The organism is Agromyces sp. SYSU T00194 (genome assembly GCF_040496035.1).
Taxonomy (GTDB): domain Bacteria; phylum Actinomycetota; class Actinomycetes; order Actinomycetales; family Microbacteriaceae; genus Agromyces; species Agromyces chitinivorans.
On sequence record NZ_JBEPJZ010000002.1, the window covers coordinates 799,470 to 817,499 of the forward strand.

13 protein-coding genes and 2 riboswitches are annotated in these 18,030 nt (G+C 70.5%); of the genes, 7 read left to right on the forward strand and 6 right to left on the reverse strand.

The genetic code is table 11. From position 1 onward, the window contains the following. Position 1: 1 nt before the first annotated feature. The 3 genes from ABZK10_RS16505 to ABZK10_RS16515 all read right to left on the reverse strand — a co-directional run bounded on the left by ABZK10_RS16505 (position 2) and on the right by ABZK10_RS16515 (position 4,665). Positions 2-1,138 carry an ABC transporter permease gene (locus ABZK10_RS16505; RefSeq protein WP_353810374.1) on the reverse strand — a complete coding sequence of 379 codons (1,137 nt, stop codon included), beginning with the start codon at positions 1,136-1,138 and terminating at the stop codon, positions 2-4. 1 nt (position 1,139) lies between these two features. Further along, positions 1,140-2,687 (reverse strand): ABC transporter permease, encoded by a 1,548-nt coding sequence (locus ABZK10_RS16510; protein ID WP_353810375.1) that lies wholly within the window; start codon positions 2,685-2,687, stop codon positions 1,140-1,142. A gap of 196 nt (positions 2,688-2,883) precedes the next feature. Beyond that, entirely contained in the window at positions 2,884-4,665 is a 1,782-nt protein-coding gene (locus ABZK10_RS16515) for an ABC transporter family substrate-binding protein (protein WP_353810376.1), read from the reverse strand. A 265-nt stretch (positions 4,666-4,930) separates the two neighbouring features. On the opposite strand from ABZK10_RS16515, the gene ABZK10_RS16520 reads away from it, so the two are divergent. From ABZK10_RS16520 to ABZK10_RS16535, 4 genes are all read left to right on the forward strand, one after another. Continuing rightward, complete coding sequence (locus ABZK10_RS16520; RefSeq protein ID WP_353810377.1) at positions 4,931-5,734, forward strand: CPBP family intramembrane glutamic endopeptidase; 804 nt, start codon at positions 4,931-4,933, stop codon at positions 5,732-5,734. A 152-nt stretch (positions 5,735-5,886) separates the two neighbouring features. Further along, complete coding sequence (locus ABZK10_RS16525; RefSeq protein WP_353810378.1) at positions 5,887-6,099, forward strand: hypothetical protein; 213 nt, start codon at positions 5,887-5,889, stop codon at positions 6,097-6,099. Positions 6,100-6,331: 232 nt separating this feature from the next. Continuing rightward, positions 6,332-6,571 carry a hypothetical protein gene (locus tag ABZK10_RS16530; protein WP_353810379.1) on the forward strand — a complete coding sequence of 80 codons (240 nt, stop codon included), beginning with the start codon at positions 6,332-6,334 and terminating at the stop codon, positions 6,569-6,571. Positions 6,572-6,660: 89 nt separating this feature from the next. Beyond that, positions 6,661-9,510, forward strand: a complete 2,850-nt coding sequence (locus tag ABZK10_RS16535) for an ATP-binding protein (RefSeq protein WP_353810380.1) — start codon at positions 6,661-6,663, stop codon at positions 9,508-9,510. 90 nt (positions 9,511-9,600) lie between these two features. Here ABZK10_RS16535 and gcvP read toward each other — a convergent pair whose 3' ends face one another. The 3 genes from gcvP to gcvT all read right to left on the reverse strand — a co-directional run bounded on the left by gcvP (position 9,601) and on the right by gcvT (position 14,098). Continuing rightward, positions 9,601-12,399, reverse strand: a complete 2,799-nt coding sequence (gcvP, locus tag ABZK10_RS16540; RefSeq protein WP_436408547.1) for an aminomethyl-transferring glycine dehydrogenase — start codon at positions 12,397-12,399, stop codon at positions 9,601-9,603. Between the two features lie 68 nt (positions 12,400-12,467). Further along, positions 12,468-12,866, reverse strand: coding sequence for a glycine cleavage system protein GcvH (gene gcvH / locus ABZK10_RS16545; RefSeq protein ID WP_353810382.1), 399 nt, complete (start codon positions 12,864-12,866; stop codon positions 12,468-12,470). Positions 12,867-12,949: 83 nt separating this feature from the next. Beyond that, positions 12,950-14,098 carry a glycine cleavage system aminomethyltransferase GcvT gene (gene gcvT, locus ABZK10_RS16550; protein ID WP_353810383.1) on the reverse strand — a complete coding sequence of 383 codons (1,149 nt, stop codon included), beginning with the start codon at positions 14,096-14,098 and terminating at the stop codon, positions 12,950-12,952. Positions 14,099-14,151: 53 nt separating this feature from the next. Then, positions 14,152-14,245: riboswitch (glycine riboswitch) on the reverse strand. Position 14,246: 1 nt separating this feature from the next. Next, positions 14,247-14,333: riboswitch (glycine riboswitch) on the reverse strand. A 772-nt stretch (positions 14,334-15,105) separates the two neighbouring features. Here gcvT and ABZK10_RS16555 point away from each other — a divergent pair. The 3 genes from ABZK10_RS16555 (at position 15,106) to nadA (ending at position 18,029) form a co-directional block, all read left to right on the forward strand. Then, positions 15,106-15,597 carry a putative endonuclease domain-containing protein gene (locus tag ABZK10_RS16555; RefSeq protein ID WP_353810384.1) on the forward strand — a complete coding sequence of 164 codons (492 nt, stop codon included), beginning with the start codon at positions 15,106-15,108 and terminating at the stop codon, positions 15,595-15,597. 270 nt (positions 15,598-15,867) lie between these two features. Further along, positions 15,868-16,638 carry an NUDIX hydrolase gene (locus ABZK10_RS16560; RefSeq protein WP_353810385.1) on the forward strand — a complete coding sequence of 257 codons (771 nt, stop codon included), beginning with the start codon at positions 15,868-15,870 and terminating at the stop codon, positions 16,636-16,638. After that, entirely contained in the window at positions 16,635-18,029 is a 1,395-nt protein-coding gene (gene nadA, locus ABZK10_RS16565) for a quinolinate synthase NadA (RefSeq protein ID WP_353810386.1), read from the forward strand. Before ABZK10_RS16560 ends, nadA begins: the two co-directional genes overlap by 4 nt. Position 18,030 lies beyond the last annotated feature (1 nt).

The window sequence follows — 18,030 nt, forward strand, 5'->3', positions numbered from 1 at the left end:
ATCACCGGTCTTCGGTCGCCGACCCGCCGGGGGCCACGGCACCGGTGCGGTCCGCACCGCGCTGTGCCCACCACCGGCGCAGCTCCGACATCGGCCCGTTGAAGTTCGGCACGCGCTTCTGGCGCGGGTCGAAGGCGTCGCGGAGGCCGTCGCCCACGAAGTTGATGCACAGGGCGATGATGATGATGAAGATGCCCGGCCACCAGAACAGCCACGGTCGCGTGTTGAACGCGCCCTGGTACTGGTTGATCAGCTGGCCCAGCGAGATGTCGGGGGTGGTGATGCCGAAGCCGAGGAAGCTCAGCGACACCTCGATGAGGATCGCGGCGCTCATCAGCAGCGTCGAGTTCACCACGATCACGCCGACGGTGTTCGGCAGGATGTGCGTGAAGATGATGCGGCGATCGCTCGCGCCCGCCACGCGGGCCGCATCGACGAACTCGCGCTCGCGCAGGGCGAGGAACTCGGCGCGCACGAGACGGGCGAGGCCCGTCCAGGCGATCGCGCCGAGCAGCACGCCGATCGTGATCGCGTTGCCACCGAAGGTGCGGGCCAGCACGGCACCGAGCACCAGGATCGGGATGATGATGATCACGTCGGTGAACCGCATCAGCAGCGAGTCGATGCGACCGCGGTAGAAGCCCGAGATCGCGCCGATCACGACACCGATGACGGTGGCGATGATGCCGGCGAGGAAGACGACCAGCAGCGACTGCTGCGTGCCGCGCATGACGCGGGCGAACATGTCCTTGCCGAGGTCGTCCTGGCCGAACGGGTGCTCGCCGAACGAGAAGGGCCACACCGTCAGGGTCGGCTGACCACTGTTCACGATCGGGTAGCGGCTCCACCAGTCCTTGTCCCACCAGCCCGCGATGCGGAACCCGTCGATGCCGAGCGTGCCCGTCGTGTTGTTCACGGCGTACTCACCGGAACCTCCGACCACGGTGCCGACGGAGCTGAAGGCCAGCAGGACGACGAACCCGAAGACGACGAGCGAGACGACCGCGCCGCGGTGCTGGAAGAAGCGACGGCGCACGATGGCGCCCTGGCTGAGGCCCGCGATCTCGCGCTGCTCGATCGTGAGCTCGTTGCCGCGCGACTCGTCGGGGGCCTGGGTGGTGTTCGTGGGGTCGGTCATGTCAGCTCACCCGGATTCGCGGATCGAGTGCCGAGTACAAGAGGTCGGCGATGATGTTGAAGATGACGGCCAGCACGCCCGTGACGAGGAAGAAGCCCATCATCAGGTTGACGTCCGTGTGGCCGAGCGCGTCGGAGAACACGGCTCCCATGCCCTTCCACGCGAACACCGTCTCGGTGATGACCGCACCGCCGATCAGGCCGCCGAAGTCGAACGCGATGATCGTCGCGATCGGGATCATGGCGTTGCGGAACGCGTGCCGCATCACGACGACCCGCTCCGAGAGTCCCTTGGCCCGAGCGGTGCGCACGTAGTCCTGGTTCATGACCTCGAGCAGGCTCGCGCGGGAGTACCGGGTGTACGCCGCGAGCGAGATGAGCATGAGGGTCAGCGTCGGCAGGATCATGTGCGTCAGCGAGTCGAGCATCTGCAGCCAGTAGTCGTCGCGACGGTCGATCGCCGGGGTCGACGCGCCGATGGTCGAGATCACGCCGCTCGAGAGCGGGATGATCGACTCGTAGGTCGCCCAGCGCTGGAACATCTGGTCGAACACCAGCGGGATCGTGCCGAGGCCGGCCGCGAGACCGACGACCCGCGCCAGGTTGCCGCGGCGGTCGCCGCCGAACAGCCATCCGATGACGGCGCCGATCGCCACGAGGATGATCGCGACGAGCGCGATCGTCCACCACGCGTTGCCGAAGAAGAACAGGAACTGGAACGGGAACCAGAGCGCCACCGGCGCCACCACCGCGGCGATGCCGAAGGCGATGAGCGCCGGCCTGTCGCGGATTCCCGTGGTCAGGCTCGCCACGATGAGGGCGTTCGCGAGCGAGAACAGGATGATGCCGGCGATGCCGATCGAGGGGTCGGAGAACCAGCCCGTGAGGTCGAGCACGAGGAGCAGCACTGCTCCGGCGAGGCCCGTGAACACGAACGTCTTGATCCTCGTGGCGAGCCCGCCACCGACCACGGCCATCAGGATGAAGCCGGTGACCAACCCGAATATCGGGATGAACCACCACGGGATCACCGGATCGCCGAGGAACTGGTTGAAGGCGATGCCGCCGTACTGCTTGAGGAGCACCGCGACCCAGAAGACGGGCAGCGAGTAGAAGATGAAGGTCGCGAACGTGACGGTGTAGTCGTACCCGCTGTACTGGCGCAGCGCGGTGGTCATGCCGATCGCGACGCCGAAGAGGATGGCGAGGATGGTCGCGGCGGTGACGAGCTGCAGCGTCGAGCCCATCGCGGTGGCGATGACCTCGGTGACGGGGGCCTCGCCGCGCGCGACCGAGATGCCGAGGTCGCAGTTGCCGACGAGGCAGCCGGCGGCGCCGCCGAGCCACGAGAAGTAGCGCAGCACGGGCGGGGTGTCGAGGTCGAGCTTGTTCGCGAGGTCCGCGATCTTGGCCTGCGCGTCGGGGTCGCGGCTGCCGCGCAGCTCGGCGAGGGGATCGCCGGAGACGGCGGTGAGCACGTACACGACGTATGACGCGACGAGCAGGACGAGAAGTGTGGCGACGAGTCGCCTGGCGACGAAGGAGAGCACCGGGGGTCCTTTGTGGTGGTTCGGCACGAAACCCGGCGACAACGACGACGTGCCTGCGACGGTGGTCGCTGCCGGTTCGAAGTTGACAGTATAAGCAGACGCACGCGGGTGTCGCGCACGCCTGCTTCGCCGGGAAGATCAGGCCGATGGGCCGGATGCCAGAGGCATCCGGCCCACCGTGTGATGCGATGCCTGCTTACTCGGCGGTCGCGCCGTCAGTCGGCGCCCACTCCCAGAAGTTCCAGAAGTAGTACGGGGACAGCGGAGCCGGGGCGATGCCCTCGACACCCTTGTCCCACGCCGTCAGACCGGGGAACTGGAAGATGGTGATGCCGTAGCCGTCAGCCCACAGCTCCGTCTCCACGTCGATCTGGATCTGGACCTGCTCGTCCTCGTCCAGCTCGGTCTCGAGGTCGCTCAGACGGGTGTCGACGATCTCGTTCGAGTAGCCACCGAAGTTCGACGGCTGACCGGTACCGAGGTACTGGTCGGTGCCGGTGAGCGCGAGGCTCGTCGACGCCCACGCGAAGATCACCGCGTCGTGCGGGTTGACCGGGTTCGCGGCGGTGTCGGTGAACTCCCAGTTGGGCTCGGAGTCATCGGTCACGTCGAAGCCGGCGAGGGCTGCCGAGGTGGCGATGAGCTCGTACTCGGCGGCACGACGCTCGTTGCCCTCGGGGTACCAGAACTTGACCTCGACCGGGGTCTCGACGCCGGCCTCCTCGAGGAGCGCCTTGGCGCCCTCGATGTCGACCTCGGCGTACTCGGCCGAGCCGTTCGCCTCGACGATCGGGTCGTACATGGGCGAGCCCGGGATCTGGAGGATCGAGTCGCGGACGACCGCGTTCGGGTTGAGCGGCTGGATCAGCTTCTCGAGGATCTCGTTGCGCGGGATCGTCTTGAGGAACGCGATGCGGACGGCCTTGGCCTTCTCCTCGTCGCCACCGTAGGTCGCCGGGTCGAACGGACCACCGTTGTTGAAGGTCAGGTCGACGTGCTCGTAGGTCGCCTCGTCGCTGGTGTGGTAGTCAGCGGTCTCGGTCTCCTGGACGAGCTGCAGCACGTCCGGCGTGGGCTGGCCCGAAGCGACCTGGACGTCACCGTTCTGGAGCGACTGCACCTGAGCGGTCGGGTCCGCGATCTGGCGGATGGTGATCCGCTCGTACTTGGGCGAGGGGCCCCAGGCGAACTCCTCGTTCGCGACGAGGGTGACGTAGTCCTCCTCGACGAGGTCCTCGACGATGTACGGACCGTACGAGAGCTTCACCAGGTCGGACTCGGGGGTGTTCGCCGACTGGAAGTCGGCCTCCCATGCCTCGGCGACCGGGGCGAGCCACTCGGTGTCGCCGTTCTGGATGGCCTCGACCAGCTGGTCCTTGGCCTCCTGCGGGTCCTCGATCTCCGGGTACGCCAGCATGACGGCGGCGTGCGCGGCGACGGAACCGACGGCGAACTGGACCTCCCAGTCGACGTACGGCTTGTCGTAGACCAGCGTGAGCTTGTGGTCGTCGATCTCGGGCAGCGCGCTGGCGAGGTCGGCACGCGGGTTCGCGTAGTTGAAGAGGGGGGCACCCTCCTCGTCCGTGACGCCGGCGAAGATGAACGCCCACGACAGGAGCAGGTCTGCCTCGTCGAGCGGCGTGCCGTCCGACCAGACGACGTCGTCGTTGATGGTGTACTCGACGGTCAGCGGGTCGTCGCTCACCTTCTCGTACGAGCCGAAGTCCGTGTTCTGGACCAGCTCGGGCGAGTTGTCGTAGTAGTTGAAGCTCGACGTCGTCAGGTAGGTCACATTGCTGTTCGCGATGTTGTTACCCGAGGTGCTGCTGCTGTTGAAGTTGTCGATGATGTCGTTCCAGGAAACCGTGATTTCGGTTCCCTCGATGACCTCAGACTCATACGGCAGCGAGCACCCGGAGAGCACGAGTGCTCCCGCGGCGATGACGGCTGCGCCAGCCGCCCCACGCTTGATGTTCACATTTCCTCCTGTGCAGGGGTGCAAGGTGTAGTTGTTTCCACAAGATCGACCGGCGCCCGAGAGCGCCGGCCGACACCAATGACAACGACTGTAAGTTGACTCGGGGCACCGACCAACTCGACGCGGAAACCGTTACCGAGTAGTAACGAGCGGAGCGCATTCTTGCGAACGGCGCACGATTCCTGCGTCGAGGCGGGCGATATTGCAACGAATAGTCGACGAATGCTCATTTGAGCGCGATGCGCAGGATGTGAGAATCAGGGACATGTGGACAAACGGAGCGACCGGACCGCAGCCGTACGGACGCGCGTCCCGCACGCGCACGATCTGGGAGGTCGTGATCGTGCTCGGGCTCTCGCTCGGGGCATCCGCCGTCTACTCGCTCGTCGCGATCGTCGCGCGCCTCACCGCCGAGACGCCGCTCGCCGACCAGTCCGCATCCATCAACGCCTCGCGCTCCGAGCGCGAGTGGCTCGACTTCACGTACCAGTTCCTCGACGTCGCCTTCGACCTGTTCGCCGTCGCACTCGTGCTGTACCTGCTCTGGACGCCGACGGAGTCCGCGTTCCGCCGCATCGGCTTCGACCTGCGCCGACCCTGGCGCGACCTCGGCTCGGGCGTCGCGCTCGTGGCCGTCATCGGCGTGCCGGGCCTCGCCCTCTACGCCGCGGGCCGCGCGCTCGGCATCACGGTGGCGGTGGTGCCGTCACCACTGGACACGTTCTGGTGGACCGTGCCGATCCTCGTGCTCTCGGCGCTGCGTGCGGCGCTCACCGAGGAGCTCATCGTGGTCGGCTACCTGTTCACCCGGTTGCGCGAACTCGGCTGGAGCACGTGGGGCGTCATCGGCGCGAGCGCGCTCCTGCGCGGCACGTACCACCTCTACCAGGGCATCGGGCCGTTCTTCGGCAACGTCGCGATGGGCGTCGTGTTCGGCTGGTGCTACGCCCGCTGGGGCCGCACGATGCCGCTCGTGATCGCGCACTGGATCATCGACATGCTCTCGTTCATCGGCTACCCGCTGGCTGTCGCGTGGTGGCCGACGCTGTTCGGCGTTCCTGCCTCCTGAGGCGCGGCCTGAGGCGCCGCGGGCGGCGATCTGAGGCGGATGCCACCCAATCTGAGGTACCCACTAAGGCACCCGCCCGATCCGCAGGGGGCACCTCAGGGAGGAATCTCGGATGCATCAACCGATGCAGCACCGCACCCGAGGAGCAGATCATGGACTTCGCAACCACCCACGTCGCCGCCCAGCTCGACCGTCACCGCGCCGCCGACCTCCAGGTCGAGGTCGAGCGCCGCCGCCGCATCGCCGAGCGCAACGCCGCCTCCGGTGCCCCCGCGCGCCCCGGCATCATCGGCAGCATCCGCGCACTCCAGGCCGATGGACTGCGCGGCGCACGCCTCGCGGCCCGCGGTCACCGCCACGCGTGACCCGGTGCGGGCACTGAGTGCGACGCCTGCTCGCCCGGAGTCGACGCACGGGCTGCACCGAGACACCGCCCGAACAGCACCGAGGGCCATTCCGGGCAGCACCGAGCCGCACCGCACCGAGTACTCCCCGAGGACCGGTGCACGCGCCGATGCGGGTGTCAGGGGGTGACGGCAGTCTGAAGGGGTGGCGGAGCGGTCCCGACGCACCGCCCACAGGGGGGAATCCGAGATCATGTACTACGCGAACACCGTCGTCGCCGAGGCGCTCCACGCCCATGATGCGAGGCGCCAGGCCGTCGAGAACGAACACCGTCGCGTCGCCGCCGAGCGCGGCCAGCTCCCGGAGCACGCCTGGCACCGTATCGACCGCGCGCTCGTCCGCGCCTATCGCGGGGCCCGCAGGCGCATCCGCATCCGGCACCTCGCCCGGGTGCACCACCACGCGTCGGTGATGCGCGCGCGCCACCTGTGACCGGCTCGCCGGCTCGCCCAGGCGGCGCACCGGCACGCGGCCCGCGGTCCTCACGACCTCGGGCCGCGTCGCTGTGGGAGGATGACGCCGTGGGCGCCGCACCGACACGCAGCATGGCCGGCAGGCGTGCCGAGCTGCAGACGCTGCGCGACGCGCTGGCGTCGGCGGATCGCGGCGATACCCGGGTCGTGCTGGTCGGCGGCGAGGCCGGCATCGGCAAGAGCCGGCTCGTCGACGAGTTCATCGCCGACATCGACGGAGCGTTCGTCGCACGCGGCCAGTGCATCGAGCTCGCCGACGCGGGCGCTCCCCTGATCCCGGTGCGCCAGCTCGTGCGCGCGCTCGTCGCCGAGTTCGGCGAGGACGCCGCGCGCGACGCCGCCGGGCCGTCCGCTGACGCGCTCCGCACCCTGTTCCCCGGCGGCGGCGACATCGCACCGAGCGGCGGCGCCGGGCTGCTCGAGGAGGGGTTCCTGCGCCTGGTCGAGGGGCTCTCGCAGCGCAGGCCGCTCGTGCTCGTCATCGAAGACCTGCACTGGGCGGATGCCTCCACCGTGGCCGTCGTCCAGTACGCGATCCGGCTCCTGCGCGACGCGCGCGCACTGCTCGTGCTCACCGCCCGCACTGCCGAGCTGCCGCGCGGGCACCGGCTGCGCACCGACCTCGCGGAGCTCGACCGGCTGCGTGCGGTCACCCGCATCGAGCTGCCGAGACTCACCCGCGACGACGTGCACGAGATGGCGGGTGCCGCGCACGCCGACCGGGTCGACGAGCTCTTCGCGCGCAGCGGCGGCATCCCGTTCTTCGTCGAGGAGCTCCTCGGCGCGAGCCCGCACGATCTGCCGCACTCGCTCACCGACCTGCTCGCCGCGCGCTACGAGCGCATGTCGACCGACACGCGCGCCGCCCTGCGACTGATGTCGGTCGGCGGACTGCGCGTGGAGCACGACCTGCTCGAGGTCGTCCACGACGGAGAGCCTGTCCGCATGGAGCAGGCGATCCGGGAGGCGATCGACGGCGGGCTGCTGGTCGCAGACCGATCGGGCTACGCCTTCCGTCATGCGCTCGTGCGCGAGGTCGTGGACGGCGAGCTGATGCCCGGTGAGCGCTCGCGGTACCACGCGCGGTACGCCGAGGCGCTGCAGTCGCGACGCTGGCCCGGTATCGACGTGGAGGTCTCCACGCACTTCCTGGCCGCCCGGCGGTACGACGAGGCGTTCACGGCGGCACGGCGAGCGATCGAGGAGTCCGAGCGCTCGTACGCGATGTCGACGGTCGCGGCCATGGCCGAGCGAATGGTCGACATCTGGGATCAGGTGCCCGATGCGGAGGCCGTCGCCGGCATGAGCCGGCTCGACCTGCTGCAGGCCGCGGCAAACGCGCACCGCGCCGCGGGCAGCGCTGTGCGCGCGATCCCCCTCACCGAGCTCGCGATGGAGTCCGCTGCCGACGACCCGCTGCTCATGGCACGCCTGCTCGGCGACAACGGGCGCGACCTGTACCGCCTCGGCGAACCCGGGGCCCGATCGCGCATGGAGCGCGGCCTCGCGCTGATCGCCGACGACGATTCGCACGAGGCACTCGTCCTGCGTGCCGAGATCCTCGCCGACCTCAGCGCCGCGCACATGATGCAGGGCAGCGACGAGACGCTGCGCATCGCCGAGGAGTCGCTCGAGGCGGGCGCCCGTGCCGGCGACGAGGGGCGCCGCGCAGCATCCGTCGGTGCCAACCTGGCCGGGGTCGCACTCATCGACGCCGGTCGCGTGGAGGAGGGCATGGAGCGCTTCGCCCAGGCCCGCGAACTCGCCGGCGACGACTGGGGGCCCCGGGTGCGCCTCGCGATCAACCTGTCGGACTCGCTGCTCCTGCTCGGACGCTACCGCGAGGCGGTCGAGGTCGCCGAGACCGCGCTCGAGGAGGCGCGCGAGCGCGGCGAGGAGCGCGGCACCGGGGTCATGCTCTCGTCGAACGCCGCAGAGCCGCTCTTCGCGCTCGGCGAATGGGATCGCGCCCGGCGCATCCTCGAACGCACGCTGCGCTCCGACGCCCCCATGGCGTTCCGCCGGTTCCTCGAGCACATGCAGCTCTGGCTGCTGGTCTGGTCGGGCGAACTCGAGGCGGCGAACGACTGGAACCGCATGATCCGCAGCCGCCGCGACGAGGTGGGGCGCATCGAGCGCCAGGTGGAGACCGGCGGTGCGTACGACGAGGCGGAGCTCCTGTTCGCGAACGGCGACCCGGCCGCCGCGTTCGCACGGCTCGAGCCGATCATCTTCGACGGACGCGACGACCGGCCCGCCGATCGACTGCTGCAACTCGCGACGGCCGCACGCATCATCGGCGCGATGCGCGACCGCGGCATCGCGCCACCGCGACCCGCCGATGATGTACGGGCGGCACTCGAACCGTTGCAGGGCTGGGAGTCCGCACCCGTGTGGACCGCGATCGCGAACGCCGAGCTGACCGATGATCCGACCGAACGCGCCGAGGCCTGGCAGCCGGCGCTCGACCTCCTCGCCGCGGGCAACGGCCACCGACATCTGCTCGGCTACGGCCTGGTCCGCCAGGGCACGGCGCTGCTCGACGCCGGCGACCGCGAGGCGGCGACCGAGCGCATCGCGCGCGGTCGTGCCGAGGCGGAGCCGCTCGGCTGCGGACTCGTCGTGCGCATGGCGGACGACGTCGCCACACGGGCGGGGCTGCCGCTCGGGGCGACCGGTGAACGCAGCGCAGGCGTCGGGGACGCCGAACTCACCGCACGCGAGCAGCAGGTGCTCGACCTCGTCGCCGAGGGCCTGTCCAACCGCGAGATCGGCGAACGCCTGTTCATCAGCGGCAAGACGGTGAGCGTGCACGTCTCCGCCGTGCTGCGCAAGCTCGGCGTGGGCTCGCGCACGGAGGCGGCGGTCGCCGCGGCCGCGCGGGCGGACCGGGGCTGACCGGCCCGCCCGGGGCATCCGCTCGACGTCGGCGACGTACCCGGGGCCGGCGCTCGATTCGAGCGGCGCAGCCCCGGGGCATCCGTCGGCCTAGGCGAACGCCTCCACGGGCGGGCACGCGCAGACGAGGTTGCGGTCGCCGTAGGCCTGGTCGACCCGGCGCACCGGCGGCCAGTACTTCGTGCGCACGAGCGAATGCACCGGGAAGACCGCCTGCTCGCGGGTGTACGGGTGGGTCCACTCCCCCACCGCGATCGACTCGGCCGTGTGCGGAGCGTTGCGGAGGGGGTTGTCGTCGGCCGGGAACTCGCCGCGGCCCACCGCGTCGGCCTCGGCCTTGATCGCGATCATCGCCTCGACGAAGCGCTCGAGCTCCGCCAGGTCCTCCGACTCGGTCGGTTCGACCATGAGCGTGCCCGCGACCGGGAACGACATGGTCGGCGCGTGGAAGCCGTAGTCGATGAGGCGCTTCGCCACGTCGTCGACGGTCACGCCCGTCGCCTGCGTGAGCGGACGCACGTCGAGGATGCACTCGTGCGCGACCAGCCCGTCGTCGCCCGTGTAGAGCACCGGGAAGTGCTCGCGCAGGCGCTCGGCGACGTAGTTCGCGGCGAGCACCGCGGCGGACGTCGCCTCGCGCAGCCCCTCGGAGCCCATCATGCGGATGTACGCCCACGAGATCGGGAGGATCGACGGGCTGCCGTACGGCGCCGCCGAGACCGGGCCGCCGCCGTGCACGAGCTCGCGGTGGTCGGCGCGCTGCGCCATCGGGTGGCCGGGCAGGTACGGCGCGAGGTGCGCCTTCGCTGCGACCGGGCCGACGCCGGGGCCGCCGCCGCCGTGCGGGATGCAGAACGTCTTGTGCAGGTTCAGGTGCGACACGTCGCCGCCGAAGTCGCCGAACCGGGCCGTGCCGAGCAGCGCGTTGAGGTTCGCGCCGTCGACGTAGACCTGGCCGCCGGCGTCGTGCACGGCCTGCGTGATGTCGACCACGTCGTGCTCGTAGACGCCGTGCGTCGACGGGTAGGTGATCATGAGCGCCGCGATCTCGGCGGCGTTCGCGTCGATCTTGGCGCGCAGGTCGTCGAGGTCGACGTTGCCGCGGTCGTCGCAGGCCACGACCACCACGCGCATGCCGGCCAGCACGGCGGATGCCGCGTTGGTGCCGTGCGCGCTCTGCGGGATGAGGCACACCGTGCGCTCCGGCTCGCCGTTGGCGTGGTGGTAGCCGCGGATCGCGAGCAGGCCCGCGAGCTCGCCCTGGCTGCCCGCGTTCGGCTGCAGCGAGACGGTGTCGTACCCGGTCACCTCGGCAAGCCACGACTCGAGCTGCTCGATGAGCGCGAGCGAGCCGACCACGTCGGCCTCGGGGGCGAACGGATGCAGGTTCGCGAACTCCGGCCAGGTGACCGCCTGCATCTCGGTTGCGGCGTTCAGCTTCATGGTGCACGAGCCGAGCGGGATCATGCCGCGGTCGAGCGCGTAGTCGCGGTCGCCGAGGAGCTTCAGGTACCGCATCATGGCGGTCTCGGAGTGGTGCGTATTGAAGACAGGGTGCTCGAGGTAGGCCGTGCTGCGGCTGAGGGCCTCGGGGATGGCCGAGCCGGTCAGTGCCGCCTCGCCGCGCTCCTCGGGCCCGCCGAAGGCGCGGGTGACGAGGTGCAGCTCGTCGAACGTCGTGGTCTCGTCGACCGAGACCTGCACGGTCGCCTCGTCGGCGGCCCAGAGGTGCACACCGAGCTCGCGGGCGCGCTCGACGACGCGATCTGCCGTGCCGGGCACGACGACGCTGAGCGTGTCGAAGAAGGCGTCGTGCACGACGGTCTGGCCGAGGTCGGCGAGCTGCTCGGCGAGCAGGTGCGCCATTCCCGCGGTGCGGGCCGCGATCGCGCGCAGGCCGCGGGGGCCGTGGTAGACGGCGTACATCGACGCCATCACGGCCAGCAGCACCTGCGCGGTGCAGATGTTCGAGGTCGCCTTCTCGCGGCGGATGTGCTGCTCGCGCGCCTGCAGGCTGAGCCGGTACGCCGGATGCCCCGCGGCATCCTGCGACACCCCCACCAGGCGCCCCGGCAGCTGGCGCTCGAGGCCCTTCCGCACGGCCATGAAGCCCGCGTGCGGCCCGCCGAAGCCCATCGGCACGCCGAAGCGCTGCGAGGTGCCCACGGCGACGTCCGCGCCGAGCTCGCCGGGCGGGGTGACGAGCGTCGTCGCGAGGAGATCTGCCGCGGCGACGGCGATGCCGCCGCCCGCGTGCACGGCCTCGAACACGGCCGACGGGTCCCAGATGCGGCCGGATGCCCCGGGGTACTGCGCGAACACGCCGAAGCACTCCCCCAGCCCGGCCGGGTCGGTCTCGGCGAGCGGCAGCTCCGCGAGCTCGATGCCCACGGCCTCGGCGCGCGAGCGCAGCAGCGCGAGCGTCTGCGGCAGCGCGTCGGCGTCGACCACGAACCGGGCCGTCTTCGCCTTCGAGGCGCGGCGTGCCAGGAGCATCCCCTCGACCACCGCGGTGCCCTCGTCGAGCATCGAGGCGTTCGCCGTGTCGAGCCCGGTGAGGTCGGCGACCATGGTCTGGAAGTTCAGCATCGCCTCGAGGCGGCCCTGCGAGATCTCGGGCTGGTACGGCGTGTAGGCCGTGTACCAGGAGGGGTTCTCGAGCACGTTGCGCTGGATCACGGCCGGGGTGATCGTGCCGAAGTAGCCCAGGCCGATCATCGACGTGCGCACGGTGTTCTCGTCGGCGATCGCGCGGAGCTCGGCGAGCGCCTGCCGCTCGGTCGCGGCCTCGGGGATGGACGAGGAGATGACCTCGCGCATCTGGATCGAGCTCGGCACCGCCGCGTCGACGAGCGCGTCGAGCGAGTCGTAGCCGAGGGTCGCCAGCATCAGCGCCTGGTCGTCGCGGGTCGTGCCGATGTGGCGACGGCCGAAGGCGTCGAGGTCGTACGTGCCGCTCACTCGCCCGTGACCTCGCGGTACTGCTCGAGGCTCAGCAGGTCCGCCGGGATCTCCGCGACCGTGACCTTGATCAGCCAGCCGTCGCCGAAGGGGTCGCTGTTGAGCAGCTCGGGCTCCTCGACCGCGCGCTCGTTCACCTCGGTCACGGTGCCGTCGACCGGCGAGATGAGCTCGCCCACCGACTTCGTCGACTCGATCTCGCCCACGACGTCGCCTGCGGCGACGGCCGTGCCGACCGCGGGCAGCTCGACGAACACGACGTCGCCCAGCTTCTCGGCGGCGTAGGCGGTGATGCCCACGACCACGCCGCCCGCGTCGACGCCCTCCGCGGGATCCTCGTCGACGAGCACCCACTCGTGGTCGCTCGTGTACTTCAGGTCGTTCAGGTCGGTCATGGGGTTCCCCTCGGATCGGTGGGTCGCGGTGCTCGGTGGGCGGTGCGGTTCGTGGTGGGTGGCGGGTTCGCCGGACGGCGCGGCTACTGCTCGCGGCGGTAGAAGGGCAGGTCGACGACGGATGCGGCGATGCGCGTGCCGCGCACGTCGACATACAGCGCGGTGCCCGTCGCCGCGTGACGCGGAGCGACGTAGGCCATGGCGATCGGGTGGCCGAGCGTGGGCGACAGCGCGCCGCTCGTGATCACGCCGACCTCGGAGGCATCCGCCCCCTCGCCGTCGAACAGCGCGTACCCGGCGCGGCCCGCGCGGCGGCCCTCGCTCGCGAGCCCGACCAGCACCGGGGCATCCGCCGCCGGCCCCTCCTCGCTCGCGGCGCGGCCGACGAAGTCGACCTCCTTGGCGAGCGCGACGACGCGCCCGAGCCCCGCCTGCGCCGGGAACGTGTCGCGGGTGAGCTCGTGCCCGTAGAGCGGCATGCCCGCCTCGAGGCGCAGCGTGTCGCGGCTGGCCAGGCCCGCCGGCACGAGCCCGAGCGGCTCGCCGGCCTCGACGAGCGCCTCCCAGAGGGCGGGCGCCTGGTCGGGCGAGACGTAGAGCTCGAAGCCGTCCTCGCCCGTGTAGCCGGTGCGCGCGACGAGCACCGGCTGCTCGGCGAACTCGGCCGCGACGGCGCGGTAGTACTTCATTCCGGTGACGGCATGCACGAAGTCGTCGTGGTCGTTGCCGTCGCCCTGGATGCCGAAGCCGGGCGTCGTGGTGAGGATCTCGAGGGCCTTCGGCCCCTGCACCGCGACAAGGGCGACGTCGTCGGACTCGTCGAACACCTCGCAGTCGAACGGCGCCGTGCGGGCGCGCAGCTCGTCGGCGACGTGGGCGGCGTTGGCGGCGTTGGCGACGACGAGGAAGCGGTCGGCCCCCGTGCGGTAGACCACGAGGTCGTCGATCACGCCGCCGTGGCGCGCGAGCAGCAGCGTGTACTTCGCCTGACCCTCGGCGCTGGCCGAGAGCTTGCCGGCGAGCGCGTAGTCGAGCGCGCGGTCGGCCTCGGGCCCGACGACCACGATCTCGCCCATGTGCGAGAGGTCGAAGATGCCCGCCGCGGTGCGGACCGCCTTGTGCTCGGCGAGGTCGGACGAATAGCGCACGGGCATCTGCCAGCCCGCGAAGTCGGTGAAGGTCGCGCCGGCGGCGCGGTGGATCGCATCGAGGGGGCTCAGGCGTTCGGTCACGGAGTTCTCCTGTCGTCGCACGGCGCGCGCGGCATGCTGCCGCGGTCGAGAACTCCCCCTCTGTCATGTGCCTGAGAGTTTCACGGACCCCGTGGGGTGCGCTTTCACCGTGGGCGGGATGCTCGTGGCATCCGCTTTTCAGAGCGGCCTGCTCGCTGCGGTCTGTGACCTGAGAGATTGGCGGGGAGGCTTGCTCCTTCGGTGCCGGCCCAGCCGGCTCTCCCGCAACGCGTCGATGGCCCGATATGCGATTGTGCGCACAGCCTACCAACCGAATCCGGGAATCCTCGCCCCGCGCTGCGCGCGAGCCCGGTCCGGCCCCAGACCCGTCAATCTCCTGCGCTCTCGCGCCTCATGGCGCAGTTTCTTGACGGGTCTCGCGCACGACCCGTCCCCGTGGTCTCGAGACCCGTCAAGAGCCTGCACTCCCAGCGCTGAGAACGCAGGTTCTTGACGGGCGTTGTATCGGCGACCAGGGGTAGGTCCTCCACAGGCGCGAACGGGCACCCTCTCGGGGGGTGTGCGCATGCGGCACCGCCGAAGTCCGGCTCGTTGGAGACAGTGTCAGCATGCGAAGTCCGAGCCGACTCCCCGCCGATCTCGTGTCCCGCGTGTCATTCACGACTGGGGATGCCGCGAAGCACGGCGTCGGACATCGGCGGCTCGCCGCACCCGACATCGTGGCTCCGTTCCACGGGGTTCGGTCCGCCCAAGACGCACCACCGCTCGCGTCGGCCTATCAGGTGCGACTCGCCGAGGGTCAGTGCTTCAGCCACACCACGGCCGCACTGCTCTTAGGCTGTCCGCTCCCCCGCAGGCTGGAACGAGACCCGCGTGTCCACGTCTCGAGCGTCGGGAAGTGGCGCGGGCCCCGCACTCGCGGGGTCGTCGGGCACGAGCTGTCGAGCCGATGCACCAAGGTCATCGAGGTCGATGGCCTGCTGGTGACGGATGCTCCGACCACCTGGCGCCACCTCGCCGGGATGCTCTCCGTCGACGAGCTCATCGTGGTCGGCGACTACTTGGTGTCGCCCCGCGGGTCCTACGGCGATCTCCCTGCCCTCACCGAGGACGAGGCGCTCCAGCGTTCGATCGAGCGAACGCCGCGCCTTCGCGGAGCGGCTCGCGCCCGCGATGCACTCGTCGACGTCCGCGCGGGCGCCCGTTCACCGAAGGAGACCGAAGCTCGGCTCATGCTCTGCCGTGCAGGATTGCCGGAGCCGGTGCTGAACCATCCAGTCGTCGACGAGAAGGGCGAACTCATCGCAGAGATCGACCTCGCGTACCCGGACGACCTTCTCGGAGTGGAGTACGAGGGCGACACGCATCGCGAGCGCGAACGCTTCCGTCGTGACATCCGACGCATCGAACGGCTCCAGGACGCGGGTTGGCACATGATCCGCCTGACCTCGGACGACGTTGACGCGACGCTCACGACGACGGCCTCCTGCGACGCGGTGGAGCGAATCGAACGCCGACTCCGCATGCCTCGCACCTGAAGACCAGAGACGCGGCAGACCTGGTTCCCCGCCCCGCTGAGACCCGTCAAGAAGCTGCGCTCTCCCCGCTGGGAGCGCAGTTTTCTGACGGGTCTCGAGCCACCTACGTGACCCGACACGCAAGACCCGTCAGGAAACTGCGGTCTGGCTCGCCAAAGCGCAGGGAATTGACGGGTCTGGAAGTTCGCGGGGGCGGTTTGTGTTCGGGTCAGGGTGACACTAAGATGGACGCGGTCTTCGAGTCAGACTGACACTTAGGGGGTGGGGCGGATGCCGGTGGAGCCCGTGGGCACGCACGACGCGCGCCTCGCCGTGTCGACGGTGATCTTCGCGCTGCGCCGCGACGAGGCATCCGGACTGCCCACGCTCTGGATTCCGCTGGTGCGCCGCACGCGCGACCCCTACCTCGACGACTGGGCGCTGCCCGGCGGCTGGCTGCCCGACGACGAGGAGCTGTCGGATGCCGCGGCGCGCACCCTCGGCGAGACGACCGGCCTCGCGCCGAAGTACCTCGAGCAGCTCTACACGTTCGGTGCGATCGGACGCTCCCCCGGCGGGCGCGTGGTGTCGGTCGTGTACTGGGCACTCGTGCAGTCGGACGAGGCCGAGCGCGCCACCGCCGACGAGAACGTGCGCTGGTGCGCCGCCGACTCGCTCGGGCGGCTCGCCTTCGACCACAACCGCATCGTCGAGTACGCGCTCTGGCGGCTCCGCACGAAGATGGAGTACGCGCGCATCGCGCACGCGTTCCTCGGCGAGACCTTCACGCTCGCGCAGCTGCGCGAGGTGCACGAGGCGGTGCTGCAGCGCCGCCTCGACCCCGCGAACTTCCGTCGCACGATGGAAGCGTCCGGCACGCTCGTCGACACCGGCGAGCGCCTGTCGGGCACCCCGCACCGGCCGCCCAAGCTGTACCGGTACGACGCCTCGATCGACCTGGCCGACGCCGGGCCGCTCGCCCGAACCCGCGCGCTGCGCAGCGCGCACGACGATCGGGTCGAGTCCGACCCGATCCTGCCCCACCCGAGGATGAGAGCATGACCATCGCAACGCCCCCCGCCCGCGACGAGGTGGAGACCCGTCGCGCGGCATCCGTCGACCGCAGCATCCGGCTCATCCAGACCGGGTCGAAGGCCGGCGCGACCTGCACCCCCGAACTCGCGAAGGGCCCGTGGGAGTTCGACCGCGGGCCGATCGGCTACGGTCCCGGCTCGTCGATGGGCGACGTGATCCCCACCGGCTCGCCGCGCCAGGGCGACCTGCCCGAGTCGTACCGCACGGCCTCGCAGGACGAGCTGCACGCGCGCATCGAGGCCGCCAAGGCGACTCTCGGCGACCGCGTCGTCGTGCTCGGCCACTTCTACCAGCGCGACGAGGTGGTGCGGCACGCCGACTTCGTGGGCGACTCGTTCCAGCTCGCGAACGCCGCCAAGGCGAAGCCCGAGGCCGAGGCGATCGTGTTCTGCGGCGTGCACTTCATGGCCGAGACCGCAGACATGCTCTCGGGCGCCGAGCAGGCCGTGATCCTGCCCAACCTCGCGGCCGGCTGCTCGATGGCCGACATGGCCGACCTCGACTCCGTCATGGAGTGCTGGGAGCAGCTCGAGGAGGTCTACGGCACCGAGCCCGACGCCGACGGCCGCGTGCCGGTCATCCCGGTGACCTACATGAACTCGTCGGCGGCGCTCAAGGGCTTCTGCGGTGAGCGCGGCGGCATCGTCTGCACCTCGTCGAACGCCGAGACGGTGCTCGAGTGGGCGTTCGAGCGCGGGCAGCGCGTGCTGTTCTTCCCCGACCAGCACCTCGGCCGCAACACGGCCAAGGCGATGGGCGTGCCGCTGGAGCACATGCCGATGTGGAACCCGCGCAAGCCGCTCGGCGGCTCGACCGAGGACGAGCTGCACGACGCGCGGGTGATCCTCTGGCACGGCTTCTGCTCGGTGCACAAGCGCTTCACGGTCGACCAGATCGAGACCGCGCGCGCCGAGCACCCGGGCGTGCAGGTCATCGTGCACCCCGAGTGCCCGATGCCCGTGGTCGACGCGGCCGACGGCTACGGCTCGACCGACTTCATCGTGAAGGCCATCAACGCCGCCCCCGCGGGGTCGAGCTTCGCGATCGGCACCGAGATCAACCTCGTGCAGCGCCTCGCCGCCGAGCACCCCGAGCACGAGATCTTCTGCCTCGACCCCGTCGTCTGCCCGTGCTCGACGATGTACCGCATCCACCCCGGCTACCTGGCCTGGGTGCTGGAGGAGCTCGTCGAGGGCCGCACGGTGAACCCCATCACCGTGCCCGAGGACGTCGCGGGCCACGCGCGGGTGGCACTCGAGCGGATGCTGGCGGCCAAGCCGCCCGCCGGCGCCGTCGCGAAGGCCGGCACGCGCGTCTCCGACGCCATCGCGGCGCCCTCCCCCGGCACGACGGACTGAC

Coding starts and splice junctions, on each gene's coding strand:
- ABZK10_RS16505 (WP_353810374.1), bottom strand. CDS start 1,138: ATGACCGACCCCACGAACACCACCCAGGCCCCCGACGAGTCGCGCGGC.
- gcvH (WP_353810382.1), bottom strand. CDS start 12,866: ATGACCGACCTGAACGACCTGAAGTACACGAGCGACCACGAGTGGGTG.
- ABZK10_RS16520 (WP_353810377.1), top strand. CDS start 4,931: ATGTGGACAAACGGAGCGACCGGACCGCAGCCGTACGGACGCGCGTCC.
- gcvP (WP_436408547.1), bottom strand. CDS start 12,399: ATGCTGGCGACCCTCGGCTACGACTCGCTCGACGCGCTCGTCGACGCG.
- ABZK10_RS16525 (WP_353810378.1), top strand. CDS start 5,887: ATGGACTTCGCAACCACCCACGTCGCCGCCCAGCTCGACCGTCACCGC.
- ABZK10_RS16560 (WP_353810385.1), top strand. CDS start 15,868: ATGCCGGTGGAGCCCGTGGGCACGCACGACGCGCGCCTCGCCGTGTCG.
- nadA (WP_353810386.1), top strand. CDS start 16,635: ATGACCATCGCAACGCCCCCCGCCCGCGACGAGGTGGAGACCCGTCGC.
- ABZK10_RS16530 (WP_353810379.1), top strand. CDS start 6,332: ATGTACTACGCGAACACCGTCGTCGCCGAGGCGCTCCACGCCCATGAT.